25 protein-coding genes, 1 pseudogene and 1 other annotated feature are annotated in these 25,141 nt (G+C 37.0%); of the genes and pseudogenes, 3 read left to right on the forward strand and 23 right to left on the reverse strand.

Annotation, left to right across the window (positions count from 1 at the left end; genetic code table 11):
• Positions 1-216 precede the first annotated feature (216 nt).
• The 5 genes from Q9317_RS05640 to murB are packed head-to-tail and all read right to left on the reverse strand — an operon-like array spanning position 217 to position 4,916.
• Positions 217-1,290, reverse strand: a complete 1,074-nt coding sequence (locus Q9317_RS05640) for an ABC transporter substrate-binding protein (RefSeq protein WP_003099766.1) — start codon at positions 1,288-1,290, stop codon at positions 217-219.
• Positions 1,283-2,059: an ABC transporter permease gene (locus tag Q9317_RS05645; RefSeq protein WP_003099768.1), complete on the reverse strand. Its 777-nt coding sequence runs from the start codon at positions 2,057-2,059 to the stop codon at positions 1,283-1,285. The genes Q9317_RS05640 and Q9317_RS05645 overlap by 8 nt, the downstream gene beginning before the upstream one ends.
• Positions 2,056-2,850, reverse strand: coding sequence for an ABC transporter permease (locus tag Q9317_RS05650; RefSeq protein ID WP_121791514.1), 795 nt, complete (start codon positions 2,848-2,850; stop codon positions 2,056-2,058). Before Q9317_RS05650 ends, Q9317_RS05645 begins: the two co-directional genes overlap by 4 nt.
• Positions 2,834-3,988, reverse strand: coding sequence for an ABC transporter ATP-binding protein (locus Q9317_RS05655; RefSeq protein WP_003099772.1), 1,155 nt, complete (start codon positions 3,986-3,988; stop codon positions 2,834-2,836). The genes Q9317_RS05650 and Q9317_RS05655 overlap by 17 nt, the downstream gene beginning before the upstream one ends.
• Before the next feature lie 34 nt (positions 3,989-4,022).
• Positions 4,023-4,916 (reverse strand): UDP-N-acetylmuramate dehydrogenase, encoded by an 894-nt coding sequence (murB, locus tag Q9317_RS05660; protein WP_003099774.1) that lies wholly within the window; start codon positions 4,914-4,916, stop codon positions 4,023-4,025.
• A gap of 254 nt (positions 4,917-5,170) precedes the next feature.
• Between murB and Q9317_RS05665 the strand changes: the two genes are divergently transcribed.
• On the forward strand, positions 5,171-6,337 hold the full coding sequence (locus tag Q9317_RS05665) for an IS30 family transposase (protein ID WP_003099776.1): 1,167 nt from the start codon (positions 5,171-5,173) through the stop codon (positions 6,335-6,337).
• 251 nt (positions 6,338-6,588) lie between these two features.
• Here Q9317_RS05665 and folK read toward each other — a convergent pair whose 3' ends face one another.
• The 7 genes from folK to Q9317_RS05700 all read right to left on the reverse strand — a co-directional run bounded on the left by folK (position 6,589) and on the right by Q9317_RS05700 (position 12,336).
• Positions 6,589-7,080, reverse strand: coding sequence for a 2-amino-4-hydroxy-6-hydroxymethyldihydropteridine diphosphokinase (gene folK / locus Q9317_RS05670; RefSeq protein ID WP_003099778.1), 492 nt, complete (start codon positions 7,078-7,080; stop codon positions 6,589-6,591).
• Positions 7,077-7,436, reverse strand: coding sequence for a dihydroneopterin aldolase (gene folB / locus Q9317_RS05675; protein ID WP_003099779.1), 360 nt, complete (start codon positions 7,434-7,436; stop codon positions 7,077-7,079). Before folB ends, folK begins: the two co-directional genes overlap by 4 nt.
• 6 nt (positions 7,437-7,442) lie before the next feature.
• On the reverse strand, positions 7,443-8,243 hold the full coding sequence (gene folP, locus Q9317_RS05680; protein ID WP_003099781.1) for a dihydropteroate synthase: 801 nt from the start codon (positions 8,241-8,243) through the stop codon (positions 7,443-7,445).
• 9 nt (positions 8,244-8,252) lie between these two features.
• Positions 8,253-8,816: a GTP cyclohydrolase I FolE gene (gene folE, locus Q9317_RS05685; protein WP_003099782.1), complete on the reverse strand. Its 564-nt coding sequence runs from the start codon at positions 8,814-8,816 to the stop codon at positions 8,253-8,255.
• Between the two features lie 28 nt (positions 8,817-8,844).
• Entirely contained in the window at positions 8,845-10,104 is a 1,260-nt protein-coding gene (locus tag Q9317_RS05690; protein WP_003099784.1) for a bifunctional folylpolyglutamate synthase/dihydrofolate synthase, read from the reverse strand.
• A gap of 83 nt (positions 10,105-10,187) precedes the next feature.
• Positions 10,188-11,048 carry a homoserine kinase gene (thrB, locus tag Q9317_RS05695; protein ID WP_003099786.1) on the reverse strand — a complete coding sequence of 287 codons (861 nt, stop codon included), beginning with the start codon at positions 11,046-11,048 and terminating at the stop codon, positions 10,188-10,190.
• A gap of 1 nt (position 11,049) precedes the next feature.
• Entirely contained in the window at positions 11,050-12,336 is a 1,287-nt protein-coding gene (locus tag Q9317_RS05700; protein WP_003099788.1) for a homoserine dehydrogenase, read from the reverse strand.
• Between the two features lie 184 nt (positions 12,337-12,520).
• On the opposite strand from Q9317_RS05700, the gene Q9317_RS05705 reads away from it, so the two are divergent.
• Together Q9317_RS05705 and Q9317_RS05710 are read left to right on the forward strand one after the other, a co-directional pair.
• Positions 12,521-13,441 (forward strand): polysaccharide deacetylase family protein, encoded by a 921-nt coding sequence (locus Q9317_RS05705; protein ID WP_003099793.1) that lies wholly within the window; start codon positions 12,521-12,523, stop codon positions 13,439-13,441.
• A gap of 259 nt (positions 13,442-13,700) precedes the next feature.
• Positions 13,701-14,876: an IS256 family transposase gene (locus Q9317_RS05710; protein ID WP_003099056.1), complete on the forward strand. Its 1,176-nt coding sequence runs from the start codon at positions 13,701-13,703 to the stop codon at positions 14,874-14,876.
• Positions 14,877-15,220: 344 nt separating this feature from the next.
• On the opposite strand, the gene Q9317_RS05715 is transcribed toward Q9317_RS05710, so the two are convergent.
• The 11 genes and pseudogenes from Q9317_RS05715 to Q9317_RS05765 all read right to left on the reverse strand — a co-directional run bounded on the left by Q9317_RS05715 (position 15,221) and on the right by Q9317_RS05765 (position 25,062).
• Positions 15,221-16,326, reverse strand: a protein-coding gene (locus Q9317_RS05715) for an IS3 family transposase (RefSeq protein ID WP_089180059.1) whose coding sequence is annotated in 2 segments (ribosomal slippage) — positions 15,221-16,050 and positions 16,050-16,326 — 1,107 coding nt in all. Because the reading frame shifts where the segments join, the coding sequence is not laid out codon by codon here.
• 67 nt (positions 16,327-16,393) lie between these two features.
• Positions 16,394-16,834: an IS200/IS605 family transposase gene (gene tnpA / locus Q9317_RS05720; protein WP_003099798.1), complete on the reverse strand. Its 441-nt coding sequence runs from the start codon at positions 16,832-16,834 to the stop codon at positions 16,394-16,396.
• Positions 16,835-17,056: 222 nt separating this feature from the next.
• Positions 17,057-17,422: a 50S ribosomal protein L7/L12 gene (gene rplL / locus Q9317_RS05725; protein WP_003099800.1), complete on the reverse strand. Its 366-nt coding sequence runs from the start codon at positions 17,420-17,422 to the stop codon at positions 17,057-17,059.
• A gap of 63 nt (positions 17,423-17,485) precedes the next feature.
• Positions 17,486-17,986 (reverse strand): 50S ribosomal protein L10, encoded by a 501-nt coding sequence (rplJ, locus tag Q9317_RS05730; protein ID WP_003099802.1) that lies wholly within the window; start codon positions 17,984-17,986, stop codon positions 17,486-17,488.
• Positions 17,987-18,017: 31 nt separating this feature from the next.
• Positions 18,018-18,152, reverse strand: a sequence feature (ribosomal protein L10 leader region).
• A gap of 97 nt (positions 18,153-18,249) precedes the next feature.
• Positions 18,250-19,203 (reverse strand): IS30 family transposase, encoded by a 954-nt coding sequence (locus tag Q9317_RS05735; RefSeq protein ID WP_003098612.1) that lies wholly within the window; start codon positions 19,201-19,203, stop codon positions 18,250-18,252.
• 145 nt (positions 19,204-19,348) lie between these two features.
• Positions 19,349-20,691, reverse strand: a pseudogene (locus Q9317_RS05740) (IS3 family transposase).
• Positions 20,692-20,762: 71 nt separating this feature from the next.
• Complete coding sequence (locus Q9317_RS05745; RefSeq protein ID WP_003099809.1) at positions 20,763-21,476, reverse strand: hypothetical protein; 714 nt, start codon at positions 21,474-21,476, stop codon at positions 20,763-20,765.
• A 107-nt stretch (positions 21,477-21,583) separates the two neighbouring features.
• Positions 21,584-22,183, reverse strand: coding sequence for a ribosome biogenesis GTP-binding protein YihA/YsxC (gene yihA / locus Q9317_RS05750; RefSeq protein WP_003099810.1), 600 nt, complete (start codon positions 22,181-22,183; stop codon positions 21,584-21,586).
• A 9-nt stretch (positions 22,184-22,192) separates the two neighbouring features.
• Positions 22,193-23,422 (reverse strand): ATP-dependent Clp protease ATP-binding subunit ClpX, encoded by a 1,230-nt coding sequence (gene clpX, locus Q9317_RS05755; protein ID WP_003099812.1) that lies wholly within the window; start codon positions 23,420-23,422, stop codon positions 22,193-22,195.
• A gap of 224 nt (positions 23,423-23,646) precedes the next feature.
• On the reverse strand, positions 23,647-24,144 hold the full coding sequence (locus Q9317_RS05760) for a dihydrofolate reductase (protein WP_003099817.1): 498 nt from the start codon (positions 24,142-24,144) through the stop codon (positions 23,647-23,649).
• A gap of 78 nt (positions 24,145-24,222) precedes the next feature.
• The gene (locus tag Q9317_RS05765) at positions 24,223-25,062 is read right to left on the reverse strand and encodes a thymidylate synthase (protein ID WP_017794807.1); all 840 of its coding nucleotides are present in this window, start codon (positions 25,060-25,062) and stop codon (positions 24,223-24,225) included.
• Positions 25,063-25,141: the final 79 nt, after the last annotated feature.

A 25,141-nucleotide genomic window follows, 5' to 3' on the forward strand; every position in this document is an offset into this window, starting at 1 on the left:
CGCATTTTTGATGCCTAAGGTCTCCATAATGAGCATTTTGATTTGGCTGCATTCTTCATCTTGATGCAAGATAACTTCGTTTCTAATGAAAATGAATTGGCTTTTTTGATCATAATAAAACACTCCTGTTTCTAGTTTACTAGAATTCTTCAGGAGTGTTTTTCTTGTGTCTCATTTGATGGATGCAGTGTCATTTGAGCTCTTTTTTCTTAGTTATCATTTTCGGTACATTTTAAATTGTAAGTAAAGGTCATTATAATAACCCAACCAATATTGGCCAAGATTGTCGTAAACTTCTAATTTATTGATGATTTGTTGACTTGGATAAAAGGCCTTGTCATTTTTAATGTCATCAGGTAAAAGTTCTTTGGCTTTATTATTAGGTGTTGCATAACCAATATACTCTGCATTTTGCGCTGCGTTTTTAGGGTCTAACATAAAGTTTATAAAAGCATAGGCTTCTTTTTCATGCTTCATGGTTTTTGGAAAAACAAAATTATCAAACCATAAGTTTGATCCTTCTTCTGGTACTACATAATGAAGGTTTTTATTACTATCAAGCATCTCACTAGCTTCACCAGAGAAAGTGACACCAATAGCTGCATCTCCTTGGATCATGTAACCTTTCATCTCATCAGCAACAATGGCCTTAATGTTCGGTGTCAAGTCTTGCAGATGCTCTTTGACCTGCCCTAATTCTTGTTTGTTCTTAGAATTAAGACTGTAACCAAAGGTATTCAAGCCAAGTCCCATGACCTCCCGTGCCCCATCAATTAACATGATATTATTACGATACTCAGGACGCCACAAATCTTCCCAATGTTTTGGAGTACTTTCAACCATTTTATCATTATAGACAATACCAACAGTACCCCAGAAGTAAGGAATCGAATAATCATTTTTAGGGTCAAAACTCTTAGCCAAAAATTCATGACCAATGTTCTCCATTCCCTTAAGTTTGCTCTTATCCAATTTGACCAAAAGATTTTCTTTAATCATCTTATCAATGGTGTAATCACTTGGTACAGCAATATCGTATGTGGTACCACCTTGCTTGATTTTAGTATACATGGCCTCGTTAGAATCAAAGGTTTCATACTGAACTTGAATCCCAGTTTGCTTGGTAAATTTCAAAAGCAAAGCAGGGTCAATGTAATCCCCCCAGTTATAAATAACAAGTTTATCCGACTGTTTACCTGATCCCGATTGTTTTTCTAGGAAAAAGGCTAGTCCAGAGAGGATGATAATGATAGCAAGAACACCTGCTACGAATGAATAGAGTTTACGCATTCTTATCCTCCTTGTCTTTTGAAATATAATAGTAACCAATCACTAAAAGAATAGAAAAGAGAAAAACAACTGTCGATAGGGCATTAATATCTAAGGAAATTCCTTGTCGAGCCCGTGAGTATATCTCAACAGAGAGGGTTGTAAAGCCATTACCAGTTAAAAAGAAGGTCACAGCAAAGTCATCTAGTGAGTATGTGAATGCCATAAAATAACCCGCGATAATTCCAGGAGTCAAATAAGGCAACATCACTTCTTTTAACATTTGAAATTGACTTGCTCCTAAATCAAAAGCTGCATTAATCATATCTTGATTCATTTCTTTTAGTCTTGGTAAAACCATGAGCACAACAATAGGAATTGAAAAGGCAATATGACTTAAAAGTACTGACCCCATTCCCAGTTGAAACTTAAGTGTTGTAAAAAGAATCAAAAAAGAGGCTCCGATCATAACATCAGGAGAAACTAAAAGGACATTGTTCGTTGAAAGCAGGCTATTTTGATATTTTTTACGCATATCGTGAATGAAAATTGCCCCAAAGGTGCCAATAAAAGTGGCTACTAAGGCACTTAGAAAAGCTAGCACAAAAGTTTGTAAAAGAATGGCCATTAAGCGACTATCTTCAAACATTGTCTTATAGTTTTCCAATGTCCAACCTGTAAAACCGTTCATATCTCCTCCTTTATTAAAGGAGAAGAAAATCAAATAAAAGATGGGCACATAGAGTAAGACAAAGGTAAAAGCTAGGTAAATTTTTGCAAATTTTTTCATTTACTTCTCTCCTTTGTAAACCACATAATAGCTAGCATGGCTAAAATCAGAATGACACCAATGGTTGACCCCATTCCCCAGTTTTGCGTTGTCAAGAAATGTTGTTCAATAGCAGTTCCCAAAGTAATTACTCGATTTCCACCAATCAATCTAGTCAACATGAAAAGACTCAAACTTGGTATAAAAACAGATTGCACACCAGCTCGAACACCATTCATAGACAAAGGGAAAATCACTTTTGCAAAGGTTTGAGTCTCGCTTGCTCCCAAATCACGACTAGCATTAATGACATTATCATCAATATCATCCAAAGCATTACAAATTGGCAAAATCATGAAAGGTAACTCAATATAGGAAGCTACAAAAATAAACGAAAAGTCTGTAAATAAGATTTGTTGTGGGCCAACTCCAATGAATTCTAAAAAGGCATTAATACCACCTTGCTGGCCAAAAATTCCCATAAAAGCGTAAGCCTTCAGTAACAAATTTACCCAAGTAGGTAAAATGATTAGCATTAGCCATAATTGCTTATGCTTTAGTTTTGTCAAAAAGAAAGCCGCTGGGTAAGATATCAATAAGGTCACAAGCGTGATAAGACCTGCATAGAAAATTGAATTGAAACTCATTCTAATGTAGGTCCATGAGCTAAAGAAAGTTCGGTAGTTAGCTAAAGTGAAATGACCTTGAATATCAAAGAAAGATTTGTAAATTAAAAGAGCAACTGGAGCAAGCACAAAAAGCAATATCCATAAAAAATAAGGAACAGAATAGAGCTTAGAGGTTTTCTTCATTTCTCTCCTCCTCAATGGCGTTAATCAAGCCATCTTCTTGTTCTTCTGTTTCGACATACTCTTCAATACGGGCATCAAATTCTTCTTCAGTTTCATTAAGTCTCATGATATGAAGGTCTTCTGGTGTGAAATCTAAACCAATAATTTCCCCTTCAATTGCCTTACGTGTTGAATGAATCATCCATTCATTATCATGATCGTCATATGCAATAATTTCATAGTGAACGCCACGGAATAATTGGGTATCTACTTTAACTTGCAATTTACCTTCTTCAGGCAATGTGATTTGGAGATCTTCTGGACGAATGACAATTTCAACAGGTTCGTTAGGTTTCATACCACCATCTACTGACTCAAAACGCTTGCCATCAAAAGAAACCAAGTAGTCCTCAATCATTGTCCCATTAATAATGTTAGACTCGCCGATAAAGGTTGCTACAAAATGGTTTATGGGTTCATCGTAAATGTCAACTGGCGTTCCAGATTGTACAATCTCTCCGTCGTTCATGACGAAAATCCAGTCACTCATAGCAAGGGCTTCTTCTTGATCATGGGTAACAAAAACAAAAGTAATCCCTAGGCGTTGTTGCAATTCACGTAACTCATATTGCATTTCTGTGCGCAATTTAAGGTCTAATGCCGAAAGAGGTTCATCTAATAAGACTACGCGAGGCTGATTAATAATAGCACGCGCAATAGCAACACGTTGTCTTTGACCACCAGATAATTTCTGAATAGGGCGTTTGTCATAACCTTCTAGTTGAACCATTTTAAGAGTTTCTTGAACACGTTTAGCAATTTCCTTTTTAGGCAGGTTTTTCAACTTCAAGGCAAAGGCAACATTGTCAAAAACATTCATATGCGGAAAGAGGGCATAGTTTTGGAAAACAGTGTGAACATCACGCTTGCTGATTGGCACATCATTAATTCTTTGGCCATCCAAATAAATATCGCCGCTACTTGCTTCTAACAGTCCAGCAATTAAATTCAAAATGGTGGATTTTCCAGATCCTGAAGCACCAAGCAAGGTGTAAAACTTGCCTTCTTCAAGTTCGAAATTAATATTTTTTAAAACTTGGGTTCCATTGTCTTCAAATGTTTTTGAAACATTATTAAATGTGATAATTGGTTTAGTCAATTGTCATAAATCCTCCATGACACTTTCATTTTTATTAATTAAGGTAATCTCCGATAATACGAACTTCAGGTTCAAGACTTATTCCAGAAGTTTTTTCAACACTTTTAATCACATGTGCAATTAAATTTTCATAATCTTGAGCCGTTCCATTATCAACATTAACCATAAAACCAGCATGTTTCTCAGGAACTTCAACACCACCAATACGATAGCCTTTTAAATCTGCTTCCATGATTAATTGACCAGCAAAATGCCCTGGTGGTCTTTTGAAAACAGAACCACAAGATGGGTATTCCAAAGGTTGCTTAAGCTGTCTAAGGTGATTCAGTTGATTCATTTCTTGTGTAATCTGCTCATGATTTCCTGGCTTCAAGGCAAACTTTGCAGAAACAACGATATCACCACTTTGTTGAATGCTAGATTGACGATAACCAAATGCCATCTCTCTTGCAGAAATGGTTTTAATCTCGCCTTTTGGGGTTAACACTTTAGCTGATAAAAAGATATGAGCAATCTCTCCACCATAGGCTCCTGCATTCATGAAGATGGCACCACCAACACTTCCAGGAATACCACAAGCAAATTCAAAACCAGTCAAACTATGAAAACGAGCTATTTTAGTGGTTTCAATTAAATTAGCACCTGCTTCAGCTTCAATGGTATAACCATCAACGGTAACAGTATTTAACTTGTTAAACATAATAACAAAGCCACGAATCCCACCATCACGAACAATAAGATTACTAGCATTACCAAGAACAAGCCAAGGGATATTATTGGTGTTGGCATAGGTTACAATACGGGCTAATTCATAGCGGTTGCGGGGAAAGGCAAGATAGTCTGCAGGACCACCGACTTTCGTATAGGTATAATTTTTTAAAGGTTCATCAATCCGGATATCAATTCCATCAAGTTCATTTATAGTCATAAGCATCTTTCCAAATCATTACTAGTCAATTTTTGACTCAATTTAATCAAAAAAAATTGGCACAAGGCCAATAATATTATATCAAAATTTATTAAAAATAACGATATTTTTTTCCATCAGTTTGAGGAATTTTTTGACTTGTAATTTCTCAAAGTAAGTTCCACTTAGGGTTAGAAACCGGAAGTTAGTGTGAGAAGGATTTTTATGGTGGAATTAAGTCTGAGACGTTTGAGTTAGAAATGAGAATATCTATCTTGACAAAACATAAACACTTAACCCTCTCAGACCGTAACGACGTCCAATCAGGTTTGGATAGAGGAGAAACCTTTAAATCCATTGGACTAAAACTCCAGAAAGACCCTACTACAATCGCTAAGGAAGTCAAACGAAATAAGCAATTCAGAGATGGTTCTAAGAACTGTCTAGATTGTCCCCTCTTGAAAAAAGCTCCCTATGTTTGTAATGGGTGCCCAAAAAGGAGAATCAACTGCGGTTACAAGAAAATCTTCTATTATGCTAAGCAAGCTCAGAAAAACTACGAACAACTCCTTGTCCAAGCCAGAGAAGGTACTCCACTTAATAAAGAAACCTTTTGGGAGATGGACAAGGTAGTTTCTAAAGGAGTCAAAAAGGGACAGCGTATCTATCACATCCTCAAAACAAATAAGCTTGATGTCAGTTCTTCAACTGTTTATCGCCATATCAAGAAAGGCTACTTATCTATCGCACCTATCGATCTGCCTAGAGCTGTGAAGTTCAAGCAAAGACGTAAAATGACGCTTCCTCCTATTCCCAAAGCCAACAAAGAAGGGAGACGTTACGAGGACTTCTTAGACTACATGAACCAGACAGAACTCAGCTCCTGGCTTGAGATGGATACAGTCATTGGACGGGTTGGAGGAAAGGTTCTTCTGACTTTCAATGTCTCCTTTTGTAACTTCATCTTTGCCAAACTGATGGACTCTAAAACAGCTATTGAGACAGCTAAACACATCCAAGCCATTAAGAGGACACTCTATGACAATCATGTGGACTTCTTTGAGTTATTTCCAGTCATCCTAACAGATAACGGGGGAGAATTCGCTAGAGTAGATGAAATCGAGATTGACGTCAAAGGACAGTCTCAGCTCTTCTTCTGTGACCCAAACCGTTCTGACCAAAAAGCTAGAATCGAGAAGAATCATACCCTCATCAGAGATATACTTCCCAAAGGAACATCATTTGATACGCTAACTCAAGAAGATATCAATCTAACCCTATCGCATATCAACAGCGTGAAAAGGCAGTCTCTAAACGGAAAGTCTGCTTATGAACTATTCTGCTTTACATATGGAGAAAATGTCGCCAGTCTACTTGGCATTACTAAAATTCCGGCAGCGAAAGTCTGCCAATCTCCGATACTCTTGAAAGACAAAATCTAATATAAAAATATAAATCTAATTCCCTCAAACGTCTCACACTAACTTCCACCATAGCGGAACTTAATCTGAAACGCTTTCAGATTAAGGGATTTTGTGTACACTTTTTTCTGAGAAAAGATGGTTTAAAAGCTTATAAAATCGATCATGATAAAAACCAGTGGAACTTACTTTGAGACGGATTTCCACTGGTTTTATCAATTTTTATCAGGCTAAATTCCGCTCCTACAGGAGCTGGAACTTACTTTGAAAATTTAGCAATTTTTTGACTGAAGAATGATATCGGATTGGTCCAACTTATCTAAATAATTTTTTAGGTAATCTCCTTTACCATCAAGGCTTAGTTTAGGATTGATTTCCAATAAAGGAACTAGAACAAAAGCCCTTTGAGTCATATAAGGATGGGGAATAATTAAATTGTCAGAATGAATTGTTAAATGGTCAAATAATAGAATGTCAATATCAATTGTACGTGGTCCCCATTTTTCATGTCTGACTCTTCCTAAATCCCTTTCAATTTTCTGACAAGCTTGCAAAAAAGATTGAGCATCTAATTCAGTTTCAAGATAAGCTGCTAGATTTAGAAAATCAGATTGATCAGTTTTCCCCCAAGCAGGTGTTTTGTAAAAAGAGGAAATAGTTAAAAGCTTTGTTTCTTTAATATTTCCTAAAGCTGAGATAGCCTTATTTAAAATAGTAAAACTATCCCCTTGATTACTTCCTAAACTAAGGTATACATTACTCATCGTTTTCTCTCGATTTCTACTCCAACAGATTGATAATGCCCTGCAATAGGAGGATTTTCTTTAATAATTCTGATTTTCATAGCATCAATTAAGGGAAAAGCCTTAAATAATTTTTGACAAATTGTTTCAGCAAGATGTTCAATCAAAGCGTGCTTGCTTTCTTCAACCTCAGCCTTAACTGCTTCATAGACTAAACCATAATGAACCGTATCGTCAACCTTATCACTGTGACCAGCTTTTTTTAAGTCAAGGTAGAGTTCCATATCAATCATAAAAATCTGACCAAGAACCTGCTCCTCAGCAAGCGCCCCGTGATAAGCATAAAAACGACAACCATTTAAAAGAATTTTATCCATATAACCTCACATTAATTGCTCAATAACAGAAACAATCTGACGATTTGCTTCAACGTTATGTACCCTTACCATTTGACAGCCCTTACTTAAAGCATATGCTGATAGGGTTGCTGTAGCCTCATCTCTGTCCAAAGCTTTGGTATTCCCCCCCATAAGGTAATCAACTGTTCGCTTTCTAGAGATGCCAAAAAGTACCGGGTAACCCATTTGACAAACACTTTCTAAGCCTTTTAGAAGCTCTATGTTCTGCTCAGCATTTTTGGCAAAACCAAAACCGGGATCTATCCAAATATTTTCTTTTGGAACTCCTTTTTCAAGAGCCAGTCTTGCTCGTTCTGTTAGAAAGTCACAAACCTCTTGAGTTACATTTTGATAGACTTCCTCTTCTTGATTGTGCATAAGAATAATTGGAACATTATACTTGGCAGCTAAGTCAAACATTTGGCCGTCATATAAGCCTGCCCAAACATCATTTAAAATGTCGGCACCTGCTTCAAGCGCTGCTCTAGCTGTTTGCGTCTTATAGGTATCAATGCTAATTAAAACATCATATTTTTCCTTGATTGCTCTTATGACTGGAACCACGCGCTCAATTTCGTCTTCTGCTTCAACAACGTCATAACCAGGACGTGTTGATTCCCCACCAACATCAATAATTGTAGCCCCTTGCGCAATCATCTCACGTGTTTGCTCAAGAGCTTTTTCAATATCAGTATATGCCCCGCCGTCAGAAAATGAGTCTGGTGTCACGTTTAAAATGCCCATAATGGCAGCATTGCCATTAATTATATGTTGCCCAATCTTCATCTTAGCCTCCTAATGTTCTTTAATAAGTGCTAATACTTCTTTTCTTTCTGCTTGATTATCTTTATATATCCCTCTGGCTGTTGTTGTGATGGTCAGACTACCAGGTTTTTTGATGCCTCTCATCGTCATACACATGTGCTGTGCTTCCACCATGACAAAAACCCCTTTGGGATTAAGCGCTTCTACCAAAGAATCAGCGACCTGTGCTGTCAAACGTTCCTGCAACTGCGGACGCTTGCTTGCAACTTCAAGAGCTCTTGCTAATTTACTAAGACCAGTCACACGACCATCACTAGGTAAATAAGCAATATGTGCTTTGCCATAAAAAGGGACCAAATGATGTTCACACATGGAATAAAAAGGAATATCTTTTACAATAACCACATCGTCGTGGTTCTCAGTAAAGACAGCTGTAAATTGTTCTTTGGGATCTTGTTCTAATCCAGAAAACATTTCCTGGTACATTTTAGCCACACGTTTTGGTGTATCTAAAAGGCCTTCACGCTGAGGATTCTCTCCCAAAGCTTCTAATAAATCGTAAATTGCAGCTTCTGCTTTTTCAAGGTTTACCAAAGGTATTTTTCCTCGTTCTTTCTATATCTTAACGTAATTTTTGCTTAAACCAGTCTTGTCTCACCTGTGAAATAAAATACAAGGAACCTGTAATCACATAAAAGTCATCTTTTTTTGCCAGAGACCTAGCTGATAACCAGTCCTTAACGTCTTCAACTTTGGCATATTGACTTGGATAGTTATCAAGCGGATAAGCATTGTGATAGTCAAAACTTGTAACCGTTAAATCATCAAAGTTCTCCAACAAACAAAGCATTTCCTCAATGGGTTTGGTGTCAATAGCGGCAAATAGGATATGAATCCTTTTATGGCCATATTTCTCTTTTAACAAGGAAACGAGTGCACGAACACTTTCATTATTATGGGCACCATCAATCATCAGATTATCAGCTAGAAGCTCCGTTCTTCCCAACCAATAACTCTCAGAAATCCCAATTTTAATGGTTTTTTCTGTAACTTTGGGATAACTGTCGCTTAGTAAGAGACTTGTCATAATAGCTAGTGCAGCATTTGAAAGCTGATGATGTCCTGGCATAGCGGGTTGAATGCCTTCTATCTCTGCAATTGAAGACTTGAAACTGTAGGATTGACCGTCTGCTTCTAATGAAAAATCCGTCTTAAATGCTAACAGATTAGCCCCATACTTGTCAGCTTGATTTTGAAAAACAGCCAAAGCCTGAATCTTATCAATAGCAACAACAACAGGCTCTTTACCTTTAATAACGCCAGCCTTTTGGCTGGCAATTTCAACGTAGCTATCCCCCAAAATATTTTGGTGGTCTAAGCCAATTGAAGGACAAATAACAGCTAAAGCCTGAAAAACATTCGTTGAATCGTAGGTCCCACCTAAGCCAGCTTCAATTATAGCAATGTCAACAGGGTGAATCTGGCCAAAGTAATGGAACATAATCAGTGTGATTATCTCAAACTCTGTCGCTTGGCCGAAATCAGTTTCCTTTGGAAGACGCTCGGCAAGTGGCTGAATCTGATTGACGCAAAACACCAAATCCTTTTCTGAAATCATTTGACCATTAATGGCAATACGTTCTTTAAAATCCATAATAAAAGGTGATGTAAAGGTCCCAACCTCATAACCTGACGCAGAAAAAATGTGTTGTAGATTATTAACGGTTGAACCTTTGCCATTTGTTCCAACAACATGAATCCCCTTGATTTTTTCTTGAGGGTTTCCAAGTTTTTCAAGAACCCAAAACATTCTCTCTAAGCCTGGTTTTATGGAAAATTTATCCTGGGCATGTATCCAATCTAAACTTTTCTGATAGGACATGATTCCCCTTTCATTATTTATCTTAAAAAAAGTGGTTGCTGATACACATCAACAGCCACTCCATCACCGTGTCTCCTCATTAACTAGAGAACTCTGAGACCCTCATTATCAATAGTGAGCTGACAAATTTCCCCATTCAACTGAAGCTTTGTTAATTCCTCTAAAAGTTGAGCTGCTTTTTGATTTGGGCAAAGAGAAACAACAGTTGGCCCTGCTCCTGATAAGTAAGTGGCAAATGCCCCGTTCTTTTTAGACACAAGTTTAATTTCTTGAAACTCTTTTACGAGTTTTTGACGGTAGACTTCATGAAATTGATCATTTTCAATGGCTCGGCCTGCTTTTTCCATATCACCTGTTAAGAGAGCTGCAATAGCCACATTAGCAATAGAGGAGGCTGATACCGCCTGTTTATAGGAAAGTTGCTGTGGTAAAACGCCTCTGGAATCTGATGTTTTCAACTCATAATTAGGGATAAAAGCAATCAAACTCACATCAGGAAAGGCTGCCTTAACGTAGTCCAGTTGTCCAGCAAATTGTGAGGCAATAACCATTTGGCCAAAAATAGCAGGAGCCACATTATCTGGATGCCCTTCTATTTGTGTAGCAATGGTTAATTTACGTTCTTGACTAAGCTTTAAATCTGCTAGTTGATTGGCTAATTCAATACCAGCTACAATGACTGATGATGATGACCCTAAGCCTCTTGCTAATGGAATTTCTGACACCATTTTAATGCGATGTGCTTTAATATTGGGAGCGATTTTTAAGGCTGTTTGAATTAATAAATTTTCCTGATCATGAGGCACATCCCCAAGGTCATGCTCAATAACCCATTGGTGACTTTCTTCTAAAACATGTATGTCTAGGTATCTTGAAATAGCAATTCCTAGGGAGTCAAAACCAGGACCTATGTTTGCTGAGGTTGCTGGAACTCTAATGATCATGTTAATCTCCTAATACTCTAAATTGGTTAATCAAAGAAAAATCTTTAACTTGTTGAATATCTTTGAGCACAGCATTTACTTGAAGTTGATTCATGTCATGTGTGATGATTACCAATCTTGCTTTTTCTCCCTGAGCCTTTTCTTGAAGGACTTGTTGAAAGGACACATTATAACGGTTAAAAATGTCAGCAATACGCAACAATTGTCCTGGTTTATCCGGTGTTTCTAATGAGAAATAATAGGAACTGACAATATCTGCTGCTTTGGCTAAAACTGTTTCACTTTTAAATTCATTAAATGCTTTACCAATTGTCTCTTCCTTAAGGCGACGTGCAATTCGAATAATATCAGCCATTACAGATGTTGCTGTCGGTTTTTGACCAGCACCTGGTCCGTATAACATGGATTGTCCTATTCCAATTGACTCAATATAAACGGCATTCATGACACCATTAACACTGGCTAATGGGTGTTTTTCAGGAATAAAAGTAGGAGAAACACCAGCTGAAATCCCTGAAGCTGTTTCTTCAATAAAACCAAGTAGTTTAATAACATAACCTAATTCTTGTGCAAGAGTAACATCCTTAGCACTGATAGATGATATCCCTTTATGAGACACTTGTTCAAAATCAAGGTCCATCCCAAAGGAAAATTGGCTTAGAATTGCTACTTTATAGGCAGCATCAATCCCTTCAACATCGTTAGTTGGATCACTCTCAGCATAGCCAAGTTCTTGTGCCTTAGCTAAGGCTTGTTCATAAGTCCAACCTTTATCAACCATTTGAGTCATCATGTAATTGGAGGTTCCATTTAAAACCCCAATTAGTTTTGTAATCTTATCAGAAGCATAGGAATTCGCCAATGTTCTTAATATCGGAATGCCACCAGCAACAGCAGCCTCATAGTAAAAGGCGAGCCCCTCTTTTTGAGCTAAAGAACGCATTTCCTTACCATGCAATGCAATTAAGTCCTTATTCGCAGTAACAACATGCTTGCCTGCCCTAAGCGCCTGGCAAATAAATGTCTTTGCAGGCTCGATGCGGCCCATTAATTCAACGACTATAGTAATTTCTGGATCTTCTAAAATATCGTCAATAGATGTTACAAATTCATAGGTATAGCCTAAACCCATCAATCGATTTTTTTCATTTTCATTTCGAACTAAGATTTTTGAGATGACAATGTCATCACCTGCTGCATCGCTTATCTTGGAATAATTTTCCGTCAATAAAAAAGGCAGTCCACTAGCAACCGTACCAAATCCTAATAAGGCAATTTTTATAGGCATATCTATAACTCCTTTTACTACTATTTCAGGAGACTTTTAACAGTCTTACCTTGCTTATTATACCAAAAATTCATTTAATGTGATATATGGGAATGTTAATTCTGTAAGACTTCAACTATTTTCTGATTCATTATAAGACAAAACATGTTATAATAAAAAAAATAAAGTCATAGGAGTCTTCTGAATGCGTCATAATAACAGACGAAAACGTCAACAAAAGGAACGAAAAGTTTTTCTATTTCTTCTTTCTTTTTTAATAGTAGCACTTGGTTTTTTTGTATTTCATTATAAGGATTCTTTGCAATTCTCTAAAACAACAACTCAAGATAAAACAAGTCAGGTCTCAACTAATCCTAAAGTCAAAAACAACATAAAAAAAGACACTAATCAAACAAAGAACAAAACAACTTGGACTAAAGCAGAACAACCCGTTAAAATACCAATTTTAATGTATCATGCCATTCATAACATGGCCCCAGAGGAAGCTGCAAGTGCTAATTTAATTGTTGCTCCTGATGTTTTTGAAAGTCACATTAAGCAACTTTCTGAGCAAGGCTACTATTTCCTAAGTCCAGAGGAAGCCTACCGCGTTCTGAGCAAAAATGAATTGCCTAGTGATAAAGTAGTTTGGCTAACTTTCGACGACAGCATGATTGATTTTTATAGAGTAGCTTATCCTATTTTGAAAAAATACCAGGCCAAGGCTACAAATAATGTCATTACTGGCTTTACACAAAATAATAGTGTTGCCAACCTGACCATTGATCAGATGAAAGAAATGAAAAAACACGGCATGTCTTTCCAAGATCACACTGTTAACCACCCTGATTTATCACAACAAAATGAAGTTACACAAAACTTTGAAATGCAAGATTCCATGGAATTTCTAGACAAAGAATTGAGTCAAAAAACGATCGCCATTGCATACCCTGCTGGTCGTTACAGTGATAAAACCCTAGAAATTGCAAGCCGACTAAACTATAAACTAGGGGTTACAACAAATGAAGGCCTTGCTAGCGCTGCAGATGGATTACTCTCTCTTAACAGAGTACGCATTCTACCAAACACGACAGCAGAAATTCTTATGGCCACTATCACACAATAAAAAAAGAAAAAAAGACAAGAGAGTCATACTCTGATGTCTTTTTTTTACTTTCAAGTAATCATAAGCATTTTTGACTCTATAATCTCTGCGGTGTATTTAGCCACTACAGAAATTATGGAACCTATTTTAAAAAAATTGATCAATTTCGTTGGTAAATACCACTATTTTAGGTAGTGTAAAATATCTTGTGTAAACACAAAAAAGGAATAAATCCTGTATAGTAGAGTTACGACACTTCACTAGAAAGAGATTTATTCCCATGACTCAGTTTACCACAGAATTACTTAACTTCCTAGCGCAAAAACAAGATATTGATGAATTCTTTCGATCCTCTTTAGAAATAGCTATGAATGACCTCTTGCAGGTTGAACTATCAGCTTTCCTTGGATATGAGCCATATAAAAAAGAAGGTTACAATACAGGTAATAGCCGTAATGGGACTTACTCTCGACAGTTTGAAACGAAGTATGGCTTAGTCAATTTAATCATTCCAAGAGATCGAAATGGCGAGTTTTCACCAGTTTTATTACCATCTTATGCTAGACGAGATGACCACTTGGAAGAGATGGTGATTAAACTCTATCAAACTGTCGTTACGACACGCGAAATCAGTGACATTATTGAGCGCATGTATGGTCACCACTACAGTCCAGCAACGGTTTCAAATATCACAAAAGTGACCCAAGAAAGTGTCACTGCCTTTCATGAGCGTTCCTTTCAAACTAACTACTCAGTCTTGTATCTAGACGGAACTTACTTACCCTTGCGACAAGGTACGGTCAGTAAAGAATGTATTCACATTGCACTTGGTATCACGCCCGAAGGGTATAAATCAGTTCTTGGCTATGAGATTGCTCCTAATGAAAATAATGTCTCTTGGTCAGATCTTCTTAAGAGGCTACAAAATCAAGGACTTAAGCAAGTTTCTCTAGTTGTTACAGACGGGCTTAACGGTGTGGATCAAATCATCCAACAAGCCTATCCAATGGCTAAACAGCAACGGTGTCTGGTTCACATTGGTCGCAATATCTCCAGTAAGGGCAAACGAGTAGATAGGGCACCTATTCTAAATCAGTTCAAGCAGATTTATCGTGCCACAAATTTACAGGAGGCTATTAAATTATTGGAACAATTTGTTTCTGAGTGGAAACCTCGTTACAAAAAGGTTATGACATCACTTGAAACAACTGAAAATCTCCTAACTTTCTATCAATTTCCACATCACATTTGGTCTAGTATTTACTCTACAAACTTGATTGAATCACTCAATAAAGAAATCAAGCGACAAAGCAAGAAGAGGGTGGTTTTTCCAAATGAAGAAGCCTTAGAACGATGCCTTGTAAGTATTTTCGAAGACTATAACATTAAGTTCGGAGCTCGTATTCATAAAGGATTCGGAGTATGTTTTGACACACTTGATAGCTTATTTGACTAATATTCAAAAACTCTACTCTCGTGTTTACACAAAATTATTGACAGTATCTCAAGAAATTAAATATAATTAAAGTTATAAGTTCATGGAATTTAATCTTTATTTTAGAAATAAGATTGTTTCATTAATGAATCATAACCACCCGTCTAACGGGTGGTTTGAACAAGGGCTATAAGCCCAGAATACAAGCCAGCGTCTAAAGGCGCTGGCTTTCACTTTGTTCAAGCCTTATTGCTCTTGACTCGTCACTTGCCTCTCAAAGAGGCCTTTGTATTACTTGCCACTATCCCTAAAGGGATCTTCTGAAAAGGCAACACTTTTCTGTACAACATTTATAAAGTGTTTTTCTAGGCAATTAATCTTTTAGTCATTGGTGTTTGGTAGTTGAGACTACCATGAATGCGGTGGTAATTCCACCAATGAACATAGTCTTTAGTCTTAAGAACTAGTTCTTCCAGCGATTGAAAGGTTTCTTGATAAACAAATTCAATTTTGAAAGCACGATACGTACTTTCAGCTACGGCATTGTCATAAGGACAACCAGCCTGACTAAGCGAACGTGTGATTCCAAAGGCTTCCAATATTTCATCAATTAACTGATTATCAAACTCTTTGCCACGATCTGAATGGAACATCTTGACTTTGGTCAGGGCGTAAGGGATGCTTTGTATGGCTTGCTTAACGAGTTCAGCGGTCTTGTGCCAACCAAGAGACAGGCCGATGATTTCACGGTTGTATAGGTCAATGATGAGGCAAACATAAGCCCAACGATTGCCTACACGAACATAGGTTAAGTCAGTGACTAAGGCTTGTAGTGGTCTTTCTTGCTTAAACTGCCTGTCTAAGTGGTTGGGAATAGGGGCTTCATTCTTGCCTCTAGAATGTGGTTTGAAGGTGGCTTTCTGATAAACAGAAACCAAATTGAGTCGCTTCATAATGCGTCGAATCCGACGCCGTGAAAGTGTGATACCTTCGTTATTCAAGCATATTTTGATTTTTCTGGATCCGTATCTGGACTCGCTCTCGAGGAAAATTCTTTTAATAGTTTCTTCAAACTCCGTTTCAGATACTGACTCCACGGCTTGATAGTAATAACTTGAGCGTGGCATATTCAGCCAGCGACACATCTTTGAAATGCTGTATTTAGCCTTATTAGCAGTGATTATTTCCCTTTTTGTGCCATAATCACTGCCGCTTGCTTTAGGATATCTAATTGCATTTCGAGTTCTTTATTGTGTTTCCTGAGTTCAATTAGCTCCCGCTGTTCATCTGTCAGATTATCAACAGACTTGAATGAACCAGTTGTTTTGGCTTGTCTAACCCACTTATCGAAGGTGGAAGGGGTTAGCTCGTATTCCTTGATGAGGCTGCTACGCTTTCTACCAGCATTGTAAAGGTCCACAATTTGTTGCTTAAAATCATCGGTGAAGTGACGACGTACTTTTCTAGACATGGTTTTTCTCCCGTTTTTCTTAAGTGTAGAACACTTTATAATTTCTGTCTAGTTTAGTGTAACCTATTCATTCATATTCTTTTACACTTAATTTATCCACTGCTATATCATGTTTCTCTTGATCTTGTATGTATTTTTTTATTGTGGCTTCATTCAATCCAACTGTACTTACATAATAACCTTCAGCCCAAAAATGTCGATTACCAAACTTATATTTGAGATTGGCGTGTTTATCAAACATCATGAGTGCGCTTTTTCCTTTTAAATATCCCATAAAACTTGAAACACTAATTCTTGGGGGAATACTTACCAACATGTGGACATGGTCTGGCATCAAATGACCTTCAATTATTTCTACACCTTTATAGCTACACAGTCTCTGAAAAATCTCACCGAGACTACTTCTGTATTGATTATAGATTATTTTTCGTCTATACTTAGGGGGGAACACAATGTGATATTTACACATCCACTTTGTGTGTGATAAGCTATGTGCCTTCTGTGCCATATTTTGACTCCTTTCGCTTTACAATTGGCTTGAACACCTATATTGTACCGCGTTAGGAGTCTTTTGGGTGTAACCTTTGATGCACACCCGCATAGCGGGTGGTTTTTTGTTTCACACCTTCGGAGTGAAACGGACTAAAAGTCACATAATAAAAACCCCCACTAAGATTTCTCTTAGTGGGGGTTAAAACTAGGCTTTCAGCCTTAAATAATCATTAAATGATTATTTAAGTGTGATTGTAGCTCCAGCTTCTTCAAGTTTAGCTTTAAGTTCTTCAGCTTCTGCTGCAGAAACGCCTTCTTTAACGTTAGCAGGTGCTCCGTCAACAAGACCTTTAGCTTCTTTAAGACCAAGACCTGTGATTTCACGTACAGCTTTGATAACGCCAACTTTTTTGTCACCAGCAGATGTCAATTCAACGTCGAATGAATCTTTAGCAGCTTCTTCAGCACCACCAGCAGCGGCAGCAGCTACAGGAGCAGCTGCAGTTACACCAAATTCTTCTTCGATAGCTTTTACAAGATCGTTAAGCTCAAGAATTGAAGCTTCTTTAATTTCAGCAATAATGTTTTCAATGTTCAATGCCATTGTAATTTCCTCCAAATTGTTAATTGTATAGTTTATATGTAACCAAGGTTACAGCTTGACGCATTAAGCAGCGTCTTCTTTGCTTTCTGCAACAGCTTTAACAGCGTATGCAACGTTGCGGACAGGTGCTTGAAGTACTGAAAGTAACATAGAAAGCATACCTTCGCGGTTTGGCAATGTCGCAAGAGCCATAATTTCTTCTTTTGAAGAAACAGCACCTTCGATTGCTCCACCTTTGATTTCAAGTGCGTCAGCAGTTTTAGCAAAATCGTTGATAACTTTAGCTGGTGCGATAACATCTTCGTTTGAGAATGCTACTGCAGATGGTCCAACGAAAATTTCTTTTAAGTCATCAAGACCAGCTTTTTCAGCCGCACGTGTCAAAATTGAATTTTTGATAACTTTAAATTCAACGCCACCTTCACGTAATGAACGACGAAGAACAGTATCTTGTTCAACTGTAAGACCACGTGAATCAACAACTACGATACTTGCTGCGTTTTTCATTTTTTCAGCAACAATATCGACCAGTTCAGCTTTTTTAGCAATAATTGCTTCACTCATTAGTTTTACCTCCGTAATTATTTTTTGTCTAAGGACAACAAAAAAATCGTCCCTAAACCTAGACACGAAAGTACAAATACGTTATTAATTAATATCGTTTTGTGCCTCGGTAGGAAGATTATGAGCTAGGCTCCCCTACTGTCTTAGGTCAGTTTTTTTCAAAACCTTAATTATTATATCCCATTTAGGAAACTCTGTCAAGAATTTTTTAAAATTTTATAAAAAAGACTCAATTGCTAAGCAAGCTAAATTTCAAGTCCAAGTTAGCCAGCGGTTAAAAACTCTTTAGGAGATTTGTAGTCTAATATTTTCTTAGGATAGTTGTTTATCCAATTTTCAATGAATGCGACCTCTCTTTGGGTCGTTTTCTTTGTTCCTTTAGGTAACCATCTTCTGATCAGTCTGTTATGGTTCTCATTCGTTCCCCTTTCCCAGGAAGCGTAGGGATGTGCGTAGTAGATATCTTCTTTTGGAAAGACAAGAGAAAGTCTGTTGAATTCAGTTCCGTTATCAGCTGTAATAGAGTGAATAGGGTGAGTCTTTACTATACTTTCTAAGGCATGATTGACCGACTGAGCAGACTTATCCGGAATGAGTCTGATAATCTGGTGACGACTACGGCGGTCTGTTAGAGTTAGTAGACATTCATTCTTAGCCCTTGTTAGAATAACCGTATCAATTTCATAATGCCCATTTTCAAGTCTACGATTAATCGCATCAGGTCTTTTCTCAATGGATTGACCAGCAGGTTTGAAACGAGGGCTAGCCTTCTTTGATTTTCCCTTTCTTTTCCTTGGATACAAGATGTGATCAGAATGGATGCCAAGGTGTCCGTTATGAATCCAATAATAGATGGTTGAAACAGGAACAGCTATACCTTTCGACTTCACCATCATTTCAGGTGAAAAGTTCTGCCTCATATAGTGCAGAATCCTCTCTTTCGTATCTTTATCCAAGCCAATAGAACGAATAGAATTTCGTCGTTTATTCTCATAGCTAGCTTGAGCGTAGTCAGCTTGATAAATCATTTCAAATTTACCTTTACGAATTTGTTGTCTGACAAGTCCTCGTTTAACCTCATTATGAATGGTTTGAGGCGCTTTACCTAGCAAGTTAGCGATGGCTCTATTGGACTTTCCTTCTGACTTCCATTTCTCGATGAAGTAACGCTCAGCTATTGTCAAATGTTTTCCTTTTGGTGTATAATGTTCATGCATCTCAAAGTGTCCTATCTTGTGTTTGTGGTGAACTACAAGTATATCTCTTTGAGATGTTTTTTCATACCCTCAGATGGCTAACTTCATTTTAGAACTTTCTAATTGCTAAGCAATCTGTACTGACCCCCAGAAGTTGGACAATTAATTATTGCAAGGATTTGGTTCTGTATTGAACAGGACTAAGTCCTTTTAGTTTTGCTTTGATTCGTTTGTTGTTGTAGTAAAAAATGTAATCTGTGATAGCTTGTTCAAGCTCATCAAGGGTTTTGTAAGACTTCTCAAGTCCATAGAACATCTCCGATTTGAGAATGCCAAAGAAGGATTCCATCATCCCATTATCTGGACTATTTCCCTTTCGAGACATAGAGGGACGAATCCCTTTGGTTTCCAAAAACTGATGGTAAGACTGGTGCTGGTACTGCCATCCTTGGTCGCTGTGGAGAATAGTTCCACTGTATGAATCCGCTGGAAAAGCCTTCTCAAGCATCGTTTGAACCTGTTTCAAGTCAGGCGAGCGAGATAAGGTAAAGTCAATAATCTCACAGTTATAGCCATCAAAAACTGGCGATAGATAAAGCTTCCCTTCAGGTAAGGCAAACTCTGTCACATCGGTATAACACTTCTCATAGGGTTTAGAACCTTTGAATTGACGTTTAATCAGATTATCAGCCTTCTTACCAACCTCACCTTTGTAAGAAGAGTACTTGCGCTTACGACGAATGCGAGCCGCTAAGCCCATAACTGTCATCAAGCGTTGCACCTTTTTGTGATTGATGAGGAATCCTCGATTTCTGAGTTCTAAATAAATCCGACGATAGCCATAGTTTCCTTTATGTTCATCATAAATCTCTCGAATCAAATTCTTTAGTTCTATATCCTTATCTCCTTGAGCTAGTCGCTTCACTTGATAGTAATAGGTGGAGCGCGGTAAATCAAGGATTTCAAGTAGCGTCTCTAGGGAAAACCGATTCGTTAATGCTTGAATGATTTCTGTTGCTCTTTGAGCTTTACTTCGTCCCTCAAGCGGTATTCTCTCAGCTTTTTTAGCACAGCATTCTCCGCTCTTAAGTATTCTAATTCTTTCTGAAGACGTTCCAATTCAGTCATCTCTTCTAGCTTTTTCTTAGGCTTTCGTCCCATCTTAGCAGGTCTCCCTCTTGGTTTTTCAAGAATAGTATAACCGTTTTAATTGTATTGCGCTATCCAATTTGGGAGCATCCCTCGATTTGGCAAGGTATAATCAAGAGAAACTGAGAGTTGAGAGCAACCATGAATCAAGACTTTATCTATCATTTCCTGCTTTAATTCGAGTGAATAATACCTATTTTTACCTTTTTCAACGATTTCTAAGCCATACCGATCCATGAGTTTTATCATGTATGTGAGATTGGCAATGGTTACCTTGTATGTCTGGCTAAGATTGGTCCACGACACGCCGCTCTTTTTCAGCTCATATATTTCTAGTTTATCTTCATAACTTAATTTCATAAGAAAAACACCCCAACTGTTAGATTTTGTGTCTAACTTTTGGGGTGCAGTTCAATCCCGAGTCTTTTCATTTATTTTTTGAAGGTATAACTTTCATCTGCTCCCTCAAGTTTTAAACGCTTTTCTTTGAGTGAATAACTGTAGTTCTTTCCTTTTTGGTTAGCAAGTCCTTTTGCTGCTTTATCGTTGACATAAGTAAGTTTTATAGTATGTAAAATGCGATTAACCTCACCTTTAAAGGCAACTGCTGATAAAACTCCTGTTTTAGCGTCATAAGTTCCACCAATTTCTTTGGCATTTTGAAGAAAGCCTTTATCAAGCATTTCTTCAATATCTGATGCAGTAGGAAGTGATTCTTCTAGCGTTTTTTTCACTTCTGGGTCCAAATCATTATAGGTAATGTCATTTCCAAAATTTTTCTTTAATTGTTCATCATAAAACGCTAAAACACGTTTGCTAAACAGTTTTTTATCAATAGTCATCTTAAAACGCGTTGTAGCATTACCGTCTTTGACATCCATCATTAACTCAGGTTTTGAAATAATTCCTTTAGCATTAAATTCAGCGCTCTCTTCAAATTCATGCATACCTTTATTTAAATCATTTTCTAATTTTTTATCAAGTTGAACAGCTACCCAATTACCATCTATTCCACCTTTTTGATAACGCAATCCTACACATGTTCCAATTACTAAAAGAATAACAAGTAATGCTAGCAAAATCCCTTTTAAGGGAGATTTCTTTTTCTTTTCTGTTGTTAAGACAGATGATTGATTCAGTTTCATTAATATTCTCCTCCAATACCTCAATGATAGCACTTTCTAATTTTTCAGTCAAGTTGCTATTTCAAGGGCGAAATATTAAAAAACACTTTCCAAAAGGAAAGCATTTCTTATATTTTTTCTAAAATTATATCCCAAGCTTCATCAATACCAATGCGATCCACAGATGAAAAAATAATAAAGTTATCTTCTTTATTAAAATCTAAAGACTTTTTGATCATTGACTCATGTTTATTCCACTTGCCACGGGGTATTTTATCTGCTTTTGTTGCCACAATAATAACAGGAATCTCATAGTATTTCAAAAATTCATACATCTGAATGTCTTCTTTTGATGGCTCATGGCGAAAGTCAACTAAAGACACAACAGCACGGAGATTATCTCGTCCAGTTAAATACTCTTCAATCATCTTGCCCCATTTAGCCCGCTCTGATTTTGAAACTTTTGCGTAACCGTAACCTGGAACATCAACAAAACGAAGTTTATCATCGATGTTGAAAAAATTTAAGAGTTGCGTTTTCCCAGGTTTGCTTGATGTTCTGGCTAAATTTTTTCGTCCCAAGATTGTGTTAATAAAACTTGATTTTCCAACATTTGACCGACCTGCCATTGCAATTTCTGGAAGTTCGTCTTGAGGATAATGTGACTGGTTTGCTGCACTAAGTAAAATCGAGGCATTATGGGTATTTAAATATTCTTCTTCAGCCATATTTTCTCCTTATGCCGTTTCCAAAATAGGTTTTTTAAGCCCATCCACAGAGTCCTTAGTAATGCGAACCTTAATAACATCTTCTTGACTAGGGATTTCAAACATAATGTCAAGCATGGTTTCTTCAATGATTGAACGAAGGCCACGCGCACCAGTTTTACGTTCTATAGCTTTTGCAGCAATAGCTTCCAAAGCAGCCTTTTCAAATTCAAGTTCAACACCATCATAAGATAAAAGAGCTTGGTATTGTTTAACAAGAGCATTTCTTGGTTCTGTTAAAATTTGAATCAGGTCAGCAACTGTTAACTGTTCTAAGGCTGCAACAACAGGTAAGCGTCCAATAAATTCTGGAATAAGGCCAAATTTTTGAATGTCTTCTGCGATAATTTCTTGCATATATGAAGCATCTTCATCAATTTTACGGCTATTTTGGCCAAAACCAATAATTTTTTCTCCAAGACGCTGTTTAACAATTTCTTCAATGCCATCAAAAGCGCCACCAACGATGAACAAAATATTTTTCGTATCAATTTGAATCATCTCTTGATTAGGGTGTTTACGTCCACCTTGAGGTGGAACACTTGCTTCTGTGCCTTCAATAATTTTTAGCAGGGCTTGTTGAACACCTTCACCAGAGACATCGCGTGTAATGGAAACATTTTCCCCTTTTTTAGCAATTTTATCAATTTCATCAACATAAATAATGCCACGTTCTGCACGTTCTACATTATAATCAGCTGCTTGAATTAATTTTAGCAGAATATTCTCAACATCTTCGCCGACATAGCCAGCTTCAGTTAATGAAGTAGCATCCGCAATGGCAAATGGTACATTTAAACTTTTTGCCAAAGTTTGTGCCAAGAAGGTTTTTCCTGAACCAGTTGGGCCAATCATGAGAATATTTGACTTTTGCAATTCCACTTCATCTTCATCGCGACTTTCTGTAAACGAAACACGCTTATAATGGTTATAAACTGCTACTGCTAAAGCCTTTTTAGCATGGTCTTGACCAACAACATATTGATTTAAAATATCTAAAAGTTCTTTTGGTTTTGGAACTTCCGTTAAATCAGCTAATACTTCCTCTGCTAATTCTTCTTTTATAATTTCTTGAGATAATGCAACACATTCATCACAGATGAAAACATTGTTCCCTGCAATAATTTTTTTAACTTCATCTTGGTCCTTGCCACAAAATGAACAATGGACCTTAATATCGTTTGTACGATTAACTGCCATAACGCCTCAATCTTTCCCTTTTCAATTCTTTCTTAAAATAATGTACCATAAAATGCATGAATGGTATTAACTAAATTTGTAAAGGCATTTAACAAAAATAGTAATCCCAATCCTTTTCGATTACGCCTAAATGCTGGAATAGCACAAAGAATACAAATTAAACACAAAAATGCCGTAAATACGCCAAAAATACTCCGTTGCATTGATTACATTCTCCTCTAATCTTACTTCTTCACATAAACATAGACAGTAAAATCATAGGGATTCTTATCGTCTTTTTCATGAAAAGTCTGGCTTTCTTCTGTAAAACCACTTAAATCAATATTAGGAGCTTTTGTATCCCCTTCAAAACAGTGATGGACAACAGTTTTAATAATCCTGTCAAAATGACCATCAAATGCTTCCAAAACTTTCTTACCACCAATAACATACAGTGTTCTTTCTTGTGATTGAAACCAGTCTAAAACAGCATCAAGACTTGACATGGTTAAGACACCAGGAACTTTATAAGTGTGATCAGAAGTCATCACTATAGTCTGACGTTCTGGTAAAAGACGCTTTTTCATTCCATCAAACGTTACTCTTCCCATTACAATTGCTTGGTGTAAGGTAGTTTTTTTAAAATGTTGTAATTCTTTTGGAAGATACCATGGTAAATGACCATTACGACCGATGACACCTTCTTCGTCTTGTGCCCAAATAGCAATTATTTCTTTTGTCATTAACAGATTATCCTTCCTAAAGCTCTCTATATTCTATCAAATTTTTAAGAATTCTGCAGATAAAAAAGCAAGAATGCTTTAGATTGCAAGGTCAAACTTTAATTGTGGCTTAACAGGTTGATAATCTTCAAGTTCAAAATCTTCAGCTGTGATATCAAAGAAATTTGTTCCATCAGGAACATTTAGCACCAAACGTGGTTTGCAGTCCGAAGCTTCTCTTTTTAAGAGTTCATTGGCCTGAGTGAATTGATTATCATAGATATGAAGATTATTGACAAAGTAAAAGAATTTTCCAAGCTTCCATCCAAAATGTTTAGCAAACATCATCTGCAAAGCGACATATTGCATAGCATTAATATGATGAGCTACTAGCATATCATTAGACCGCTGCACCAAGGTAGCATCGAGGTAAATTTCCCCATCAACGCGACGCACATCAAACATTGTCTGAAAAGCACAAGGTAATAGGCCTTCTGTCTCTTCAAAGGCCTCATAATCCCAAAGCGAAATAACATTGCGACGGTTCCAAGGATTGTCTTCTAATTGTTTCAATAGTTTTGTGATAATCCCATGTTTTTTAACAACTGCACCATAGCGCTGACCAATTGTCCTTGTATTGCCAACTTCCCAATCATTCCAGTAATGAACATTATACTTTTCTTCTAAAACATCAAGACTATTTGACTGATCTTGATAGATCCATAATAACTCTTTAATAGCTGATTTAATAGGAATAGGACGAAGAGTTGTAATAGGAAATTCCCCTTTTGATAAGTCGTATTCCGCAAAGGCTCCTGTAATATATTTTGAATTTGCGACATTGCCGTCTTTATATTTTGGACGTGCTTGCTCACTGAAGACTCCCTCTTCTAAAATTCTTGAGATATTGTCTTTAAAAATAGCATCTGCTTTAGTCATCATAAGCCCTTTCAGAAGTTTATATACTGCTTATTATTTTACCAAATTTTGAGAAAATAGCTAGGATTAAATGTTTTCA

The sequence above is a fragment of the Streptococcus iniae genome (genome assembly GCF_030732225.1).
GTDB classification, from domain to species: Bacteria; Bacillota; Bacilli; order Lactobacillales; family Streptococcaceae; genus Streptococcus; species Streptococcus iniae.